Origin of the sequence: Streptococcus sp. 1559 (assembly GCF_013276735.1) — a bacterium.
GTDB classification, from domain to species: Bacteria; Bacillota; Bacilli; order Lactobacillales; family Streptococcaceae; genus Streptococcus; species Streptococcus pseudopneumoniae.
This window is the reverse complement of sequence record NZ_VMLO01000055.1, coordinates 1-8974: the sequence shown is the minus strand read 5'-3', so window position 1 is coordinate 8974 and position 8974 is coordinate 1. Positions and strand designations below refer to the sequence as shown.

General features: G+C 37.1%; 5 protein-coding genes. 2 read left to right on the top strand and 3 right to left on the bottom strand.

Features of this window, described 5'->3' with window-relative positions:
• Positions 1 to 174: 174 nt before the first annotated feature.
• From HT688_RS07735 to pepO, 3 genes are all read right to left on the bottom strand, one after another.
• Positions 175 to 2904 carry an LPXTG cell wall anchor domain-containing protein gene (locus HT688_RS07735; RefSeq protein WP_172923689.1) on the bottom strand — a complete coding sequence of 910 codons (2730 nt, stop codon included), beginning with the start codon at positions 2902 to 2904 and terminating at the stop codon, positions 175 to 177.
• 427 nt (positions 2905 to 3331) lie between these two features.
• Entirely contained in the window at positions 3332 to 3955 is a 624-nt protein-coding gene (locus HT688_RS07730) for a recombinase family protein (RefSeq protein ID WP_000078994.1), read from the bottom strand.
• Between the two features lie 182 nt (positions 3956 to 4137).
• Entirely contained in the window at positions 4138 to 6030 is a 1893-nt protein-coding gene (gene pepO, locus HT688_RS07725; protein ID WP_172923688.1) for an endopeptidase PepO, read from the bottom strand.
• A 376-nt stretch (positions 6031 to 6406) separates the two neighbouring features.
• Here pepO and HT688_RS07720 point away from each other — a divergent pair, with 376 nt between their 5' ends.
• Positions 6407 to 7522: a HesA/MoeB/ThiF family protein gene (locus HT688_RS07720; RefSeq protein WP_172923687.1), complete on the top strand. Its 1116-nt coding sequence runs from the start codon at positions 6407 to 6409 to the stop codon at positions 7520 to 7522.
• Positions 7515 to 8708 (top strand): MFS transporter, encoded by a 1194-nt coding sequence (locus HT688_RS07715; RefSeq protein WP_001081491.1) that lies wholly within the window; start codon positions 7515 to 7517, stop codon positions 8706 to 8708. The genes HT688_RS07720 and HT688_RS07715 overlap by 8 nt, the downstream gene beginning before the upstream one ends.
• The last annotated feature ends 266 nt before the right edge of the window (positions 8709 to 8974 follow it).

Sequence of the window (8974 nt, the reverse complement as noted above, 5' to 3'; positions counted from 1 at the left end):
TCGTTATTGGGCGGTTACGATTTTCGAAGAGTATTAGAATTATAAAAAACGCATAATATCAGATGTAGATAATTTGATATTATGCGTTTTATCATGAAAAGATTTTCTAAATCATCTCCTCAAATTGATTTTTTCACAGTCTAAAATATTTGATAGATAAACTATGAATTGGAGTTATTCTGACTCCTTACGAAAGCTAAATAATCCAGCAGTTAGAGTTAACATTCCAAATAGGGTGGCGAGAATTGAGTGATTTTCTCCAGTATTTGGCAAAGTCTTAGCTACTTGTTTCGAAATAGTTTCAGTCTTAGTTGCTAACGACTCAGCTTGAGTTTTTGTACTACTTGCGTCATTTCCTTTTTGTTCAGTATTACTACTATTTACAACTGGAACAGGAGTTGTACTACCTCCGTTATCACGGCTTGCGGCAACTTTGAAGGTCATAGCATAGATACTGAAGTGATTGGTTTCAAAAGTAACCTTATCTGTATCTTGTTTGAACTTCAATGCCTGTAAAGTACCATCTGGAGCAACATAGTAAACATTTTCAACTGGCTTATCAGCAGAAAGACTTACTAGAACCATGCCATTTGGCTGGATAGCTTTACCATTCGCGTCATATAGATGAATGTCAAATGCCTTGTAGTCTTTTGATTCAAGTGAAGTCGGCTTGGTTTCTTCTACCTTGATATAGCTGACATTTTTGAGTGTTGCTTCTGAACCATGCACTTGAACGCTTCCAGCTTTGTTCGAAAGAACACGAGTATTGTTTGGGATGGCTGGATTAAGCGTAGGCGTTACGGGAGTTATCGGTGTTATTGGAGCAACTGGATTCACAGGTTGTTCAGTTGGTTTCTCTGGCTTAGCAGGTTGTGGTTGATCTGGAACAGCTGGTGCAACTGGTTTTGGTGTGTCAGGAACTACAGGTTTCTCGATTGGCTTTTCTGCTGGTTTCTCTGGCTTAGCAGGTTGTGGTTGCTCAGCTGGAACAGTAGGAACACTTGGTTGCTTGTCTGGCTTAGGTTGCTCACTTGGCTTAACTTCAGGTTTTACTTGCTCAGCTTGTTTTTCAGCAGGGTTCTTAAAGAAGAAAACATAAGTATCGTAGGTTTCACCAAATAGATTGTATGAATGAGTTTTAGTTTTCGCATCATAGCGATTTTTGTCCTCACTTGGGAATCCTGGATAATAGAGTTCTTCTAGTTTTTTATCCTTAGTTAATGTATAAACCTGGATATCCTCTTGTTTCTCTTTCGATTTGATACTCAAAGAGATTCCACCACCTTGGAGAGTTCGATTTGTTCCGTAAGTTGGATTTCCATTTTTATTAGGAACTTCATAGAAGATTGTATAAGCTTCGTAGTTCATTCCTTCCAACTCTGGAACTTTTACTCGAACAAGAGCAGGTTTAAGCCTACTGTCCATATCTCCAAATCCGCTACCTTTAAATTTTATCTCTTTACCATTTTCGAACATCGGATTATTGAAATTCGAATTAAAAGTATTTACTTTTATATGAGAGCCTGCATGAAGCAAGTCTGATTCAGCTGTCCACCAACCGTAAGATGTTTTTTCTACATTTTCAGCAGGAAGTGGAGCCGCAAGGTCGTTTGTTGTTAGAGTAGGACGACCTGTTCCGTTATTAAACCAACGTTTTGGCTGGTCGTTTCGATAAGGAAGCTTTGGCAATCCAGCATTTTCAGCTGGTTCTACTGGTTTAGCAGGTTGTGGTTGCTCTGCTGGTTTAACCTCTGGTTGAGGGTTTTCTGCTGGTTTTGGATTCGGAATTGGAGTTTTAACCGGCTTGTTCTCAGCTGGTTTCGGCTGCACAGTTGGTTCAACTGTCTCCGCTGGTTTCGAAACTTCAGCAGGTTTTTCCGTTTCCGCTGGTTGCGGATCTTTCGGTTTTTCTTCTACTGGTTTATTTTTAGTGTAAATAAAATAGTAGCGGAAAAGATTATCTCCTTTACCATTTTTGTAACCAGAACCACGCAAAGCATAGGCTGCATCATAACTAACTCTGACAACCTTTGGATCTGGATCAATATCTGGATGATCTGCAGCGGCTTTTACAACGTGGCTAAAAGTGTAGTCGGAGAATTTTTTTGCTGTTAGTATTCCATCTGCGCTATCTTTGTCATGTACGTTCCATGTAGAGCTAACTTCTGCTTGTTTTGGACTATCAATTCTTGATTCAGTAGTGTATCCATGTTTTTGGACAAGATCAGCATCTAAGAAATCTGCTTGGATTTCATATTTTCGAACGCTTATATCTGAGAATGCTGGCACGGCTCCAGGTTTTTCTGGGATTAGTCTATGGATCAGTTCATCCATATCAACTCCGTCAGCAGCCCAAAGCTTCTCATTAGCCTCAGCTATCAGTTTATTGTACTCTTCTTGAGTCTTAGCTGCTCCTTTCTTATAGGCTAAATCCTCTGCTACCATCTTCTTCATCTCTTTAGAATCTGTTATAGGTTGTTCTGGCTCAGGTGTTATGATTGGTAGACCTGGCTCGGGTAGCTGATTGGTTGGATCGACGTTGTATTTTTTCTCGATCTCAGCATTTTTCTTGTCCTCTGCGATAGCCTCATCTGTTCCGTTTGCAAGAATGTTGCCCTCGGTCGAAGGTTTTTCGACAGGAGCGGGCTCTTCTACTGGCTTTTCAGCAGGTTTTGAAACTTCTTTGTCTAGCTTTGGTTTTGGTTTAGCGATTGGGTCGAGCATACTGAAATCAACCCAGCTACCATTAGGTTTTGGTGCAGGTGTTGGTTGAGCAACATTAGGTTTAGCAGCAACATTTGGCTGCGGCGCAACGTTTTCCTCGGCACGCACCAAAGTTGGCACGGCAGCACTAAGAGTTACAGCAGAGAAAGTGACAATACCTAGTTTAGTTAGTTTATTCATAATTTTTCCTCCTTGGGAATGTAAAATTGCCTTTTTAGGCTTATAAAATAACAAAATCAACTTCCTTTCAAGACCACAAAAGCAAAATTTTGAGCCAACTCATTCTCTAAACATTTAATGTTCTTGATAGAAGCCTTAAATGAACCTTTATCCATTAACTGAACAATACAGCTATTACACTATTACATATCTTAATAATTTTTAAATTTTTTGTTACCATAAGCTCGCTAACTACTTTAGAGATAGGGAACTAAGTGTATCGCGTAACGACCGTTAAACGATACACAAAAAATACCAGTCTAATACAGGTTAAAAACACTGTTAAACTCGTATTTTTTAAATATTCATATTGTTGTTTTGACTGTTTCATCAAACGGTCGTTAATCGAAACAAATTTACAGCTTCATTCTACCATTTTTCCCTATTTTTAGCAATGATTTTCCGTTTTTTTTTGACGATTGTTCGCCACTTTATTGCGTTCTAACACTTTATATAGGGTTGATGTAGAAATTTGTTCAGCTTTTGCAATATTACGTATGCTTATATTTGAATGTAGATATTTGTTAAGTATCCGCTCCTCCTTTTCTTTTGAAATCCGTTTTGCTCCTAATCTAACACCATTTTCCTTAGCTTTTCGAAGTCCTTCTTTTGTGCGAAACCTCAGATTTTCCAGCTCATTTTCTGCCACAAAGCCTAAAATGACGCAAAGTAACCTGCCAATAAGAGAGTCTGTTTCTAGTTTTTCATGCAAACTGACTAGCTGAATATGATATTCATTAAATTGTTCAATAAGTTCTAGTAGCTTAAACATAGATCGAGTCAGTCTATCTAACTTATAGATAGTGAAAGTAACCTGCTTGCCATCTTTCGAAAAGTCAGAGGCCAGTTTTAAGGCTTTTGTAAGTTCAGGACGAGTGTTATTTGCACCAGATTCCTTTTCTATAAAAAGTTTATCGCAATGTTTGAGAGCTTCGATTTGCACTTTCAATCCTAGGTCTTGCTTATGAGTAGATACACGGGCGTAGCCTATGTTGATAGTCTTTTGAGACATAAAAATCCTCCTGTTATCTTGATACAGAGGGATATTTTACTATGAATTTTAAAATAAGAAAAGACTTCAATTTCATAATCCCTATGAACTACACCCCAAAAGCTAGATTATTCTATCTAACTTTTTAGGGTGTACATAGATAGGGAAGGTGTAATTATAGGAGTTTTACTTGTCTCTTTGTATTACCAAATAATCACGCGCTCTTCTGGTGAACGCCACATTCCGTCACCTTCTTTGACATCATAGGTTGTAAAGAAATCATCGAAGTTTGGCACTTGTACATTGACACGAAGTTTGGCTGGCGCGTGCACATCGACACTAGCCAAAAGTTTCATAAATTCTGGACGACCTTTCATGCGCCAGATGCGACCGAAGTTGTAGAAGAACTCTTCTGCTGAGAAGTCTGCTTCTCTCTTAGCTGCTTCAAGCGCTGCTGCGATTCCTCCCAAGTCAGCCACGTTTTCTGATACAGTCAATTTACCGTTAATGGTTGCTCCATAAGAATCCTGTCCATCAAATTGGTCAATGACTTTTTGTGTTTTCTCCTTGAAGGCAGCATAGTCGCTCTCTGTCCACCAATCCTTGAGGCTACCATTTTCGTCAAAGGAAGCTCCGTTGGTATCAAAGGCGTGGGAAATTTCATGAGCAATAACCGCCCCAATACCACCGTAATTAGCAGAAGATGACTGATGCAAGTCATAGAAAGGTGCCTGTAAAATAGCCGCTGGGAAGACAATCAGATTCTTCTGTGGATTGTAGTAGGCATTGACCATGTGAGCAGGCATGCCCCATTCCTTGTAGTCTACAGGTTGGTTCCACTTGCTCCAACTGTGTTTGATTTCCACACGCGCAAAGGCTAGAGCATTGTCAAAAAGACTAGCAGTCTCATCCACTACCTTGTCTTTGTAGCGTGCTGGCAATTCTTCTGGATAACCGATATAAGGCTTGATGACATTGAGTTTGACGATGGCCTTGTCACGAGTTTCAGGAGTCAGCCAGTCATTCTTAGCCAAGCGTTCCTTATAGACATCAATCATGGTTGCCACTTTTTTCTCCACGTCCGCCTTAGCTTCTGGAGAGAATTTTTCATGGGCATACCAAAGACCTAAGGCTTGTTTGAAAGGACCTTGTGCTAGTTGATAAGCTGCCTTGACCTTGTCTTTGGCTTCTGGAACTCCTGAAAGCGCACGGCTATAGGCACCTGACAAGACACGGATTTCTTCTGTTAAATAGCTGGTTGAAAGATTGACTACACTTAAAATTAAGTTTGCTTTGAGAAGAGGCCATGCCTCTTCACTATAGAATTGATCTGCTGCTTGCCAGAAACGTTCCTCGTCTACAATAACCTTGTCTGGTACTTGTCCAAGAACAGCTTGGAAGAAGTCATTCAAAGGTAGGGCAGGCGCGAATTTCTTGAAATCTTCGTAAGAATATGGATGGTAGAGTTTGGCATATTCTGAACTTTCTTCATTAGAGAGCACCACTGCCGCAACTCGACGGTCCAATTCAAGTCTTTTTTCTAGCAAGTCTTCAATTTCTTCATCAGAGAAATCATAAGCCTTGAGGAGATTTGCGCTGCTTTCTTTCCAAAGAGTCAAGAGCTCTTCGCGCTGAGGATGTTCTTCTGCATAGTAGGTCGTATCTGGCAGGATCGTGCTTGGAGCGCTAGCCCATAGAACATTAATTCTAGCATCCATAAAGTCTGGCGATACACCAAAAGGAAGGAAGTTTGGTTTTCCTGCAAGCTCAAACTCTGCTAGTTTAGCTGTAAAATCCGCAAAAGTCTCCAACTCTTGGAATTCTTTAAGGAGTGGTAAGACAGGTGTGATACCGTCAGCTTCTCTCTTGTCAAAATCACGAACTAGGCGGTGGTATTTGACAAAGTTTGCCAAGATAGCATCCTCAGGCACCTCTTCACCTGCTAACCACTTGTCTGTTGTCGCCAGCATCAAGTCTTCAATTTCCTGATCTAAATCAACAAAACCTCCTGTTTGAGACTTATCTGCTGGGATTTCAGCTGTCTGTTGCCATTCTCCATTGATAGCATCATAAAAATCATCTTGATAACGTGTCATCTTGTTCTCGCTTTCATTTGTATTTGTATTTGTCTTTATCTTAACAAAAATCACTAGGGAATGCAATTAAAAATGAACTTTCCTTTTCTATCATTTTTCAGTTATTATTTCAATTTTTTAAAAATTCACAAAAAAATTAATTGTCTGAAAAATGAATTGACAAAAAATATATAAAATGATAAAATTCTATCTATCTCATAGCTTTGCTACTTGAAATTTAAATATTAGGAGGTAGATTTTATGCTTAAGCAAAAACGTGTTCATTCTGTAAGTATTGCAGGAATCGCAGTAGAAGGATAGTAATACTTTCTTCACCGAGGCTGGTAACTAGACTTTCTCTAGTTACCTTTTCTTTTAATTGATATAAGGAGATATAATGGATCTACTAAAAGCTCGTCCAAAACTAAAAAAGGCTTACCCAGTAGTATATAAAGACGGATCGGTCTATATAGGTGGGGTTGGAGAAATTATAGAATATGAAGACCCTAGCGGAGCTATTGAATACATGCTCAAAAAAATGGATGGAATTAATACCGTCGAAAAAATCATAAGAGAAGTTTCAGAAACCTACAGTGAACTATCACCATCTGATGTAATGGAAGCTATTGATGAAATCAGTAAAGAACGATTTATCGAGGATTTAAATCTTACTGGTTCTAAAATATTATCCAAGTATGAATTAGAACGTTATCACAGAAACATCAACTTTTTTTCATCTTACGCAACTTTAAGTGAAAATAAATATATTTCTCAAAAAAAATTAATTGATTCAAAAATTGGAATTATTGGATTAGGCGGATTAGGCTCTCACATTATATATGACTTAGCTGGCTTAGGTATAGGAGAAATAAAAGCTGTTGAATTTGATGTCGTTGATATATCTAATTTAAATAGACAAATTTTATATAACTTTGATGATATAGGAAAGAGTAAAGCAAGTATAGCAAAACAACGCATCTATGAATTTAATCCTCAAATAAAATTTACTGTTGAGGAAAAGAAAATCAATTCATCTGAAGATGTTGTTGAATCATTCCGAGGATTCGACTGCTTAATACTAGTTGCGGATAGACCTAAAATCAAACTAGCAAGATGGGTAAATGAAGCTATAGTAAAGCTGAATATTCCTTTATTTTGTGCAGGTTTAGAAGCGCAACGAGCCCTGCAATATACTATTATCCCCAAAATATCTGGATGCATAGATTGTTGGAGAAATACTATCCAAAAAGAACACCCTATTTCTCACCTAATCCTTGAAGAAAGAACTCGTTTAAATTTAGTTGGTGACAATACTGCCATAGCTCCTCTAGTATCTGTAGCAACTGGTATCATTTGTTCAGAAGTTACAAAATATATCACTGGTATCGGTGAATTAACTACTGTAGGCCAATTAAAATCTATAGATATGAATACAATGACTACAAAAATAGCCGAGCATTGGCATATAGATCCCAATTGTATAACCTGTCGTGGAGGTAATATTATTGAATAGAAATTACAAAATATTGTGGCTAACATTTCTTGTATCCAACTTTGGTGATTGGCTAAGAAAATTAGCTCTACCTTTGCTAGTATTTGAGAAAACAGGATCTCCATTTCATATGGCTACTCTATACGGTATTTCATTTTTACCATGGATTTTATTTTCTCTAGTAGGAGGTATATTAGCAGATAAATTCAAAAAAGTATATATCATTTCAATATGTCATTTAATCTCATTAGTCATTCTAAGTTTGCTAATAATATCTTTTAAAAATGATAATATACTCTTACTCTTAATTTATATTTTAACCTTCCTGCTCTCCTCTACAGAGCCATTAGTCCACCCAGCATTTCAAAGCTTGTTACCACAGATTGTAACAGACAATCAGCTATCAAAAGCCAATTCAGGAATCCAACTTATTGACAATACATTAAATCTTATTGGTCCTATGATTAGTGGATCTGTTCTATTACTTATTAATCCAGCTAAAGTTTTATGGGTCAATGCTCTTACCTTTTTAATTGCCAGCCTATTAATTCTCTGCATAAAAACTCCAGAAAATACACTAGTAAATATCTCTAAAAAAGAGAGTCTTTCTAAAACAATATCTATTGGTTTGCACTATGTAAAAAATGATAAAATCATCCTAAGTGGAGCTATTCTTTTTTTTGGAACAAACTTTGGTATTCATATATTTCAGGCCAACTTAGTTTACTATATTACAGATGTTCTAGGCTATACCTCCTTTCACTATGGATTAATACTCTCAATAGCTGGTGTAGGAGCTATATTAGGTGCTATTCTTGCCCCTGAATTAATTAAAAAGTTTAGATATGGAAAAATCCTCTCCATCAGTACAATGCTAGCTGGTCTATCTACTATGTTGCTATCAATTAACACAAACTATATATATATGGGAGTATTTTTAGGTTTGAGTAATATGTTTGGCAATATCAATGCCATTACATATTTTACGTTACGACAAAAAGTTGTCAAAAAAGAAATGTTGGGACGTGTTGTTAGTATTACTAGAATGATCTCATTTGCTTCTATCCCCTTAGGAGCATACCTTGGAGGGATACTTGTTTCACATAACTTAACTATCATAAGTATTCTAATATTAGCAGGTACTATAAGATTTCTTGCAGGGGGATTTAGTTACTTTAGTCCATTAACCAAAAGTAAAAACTATTGATGTTTAAAGTGTGATATACTGATTCAAAATAATTCATCAAAGAATCGCTCATACTCAACAAAAATCAAAGGGTAAACTAAGGGGTTATCCATGGATAGATTAAAACACTTTTTGAAGTACAGATAGTAAATCTAATTAAAGAATCTTTAAAATCATAAAAACGCATAATATCAGGTGTATAAACCTTGAGATTATGCGTTTTATTAGACCTCCTACTAAATATATAGCAAAATAGAGTTAGTTGGAGCGTAAGCGCGTCATAACAA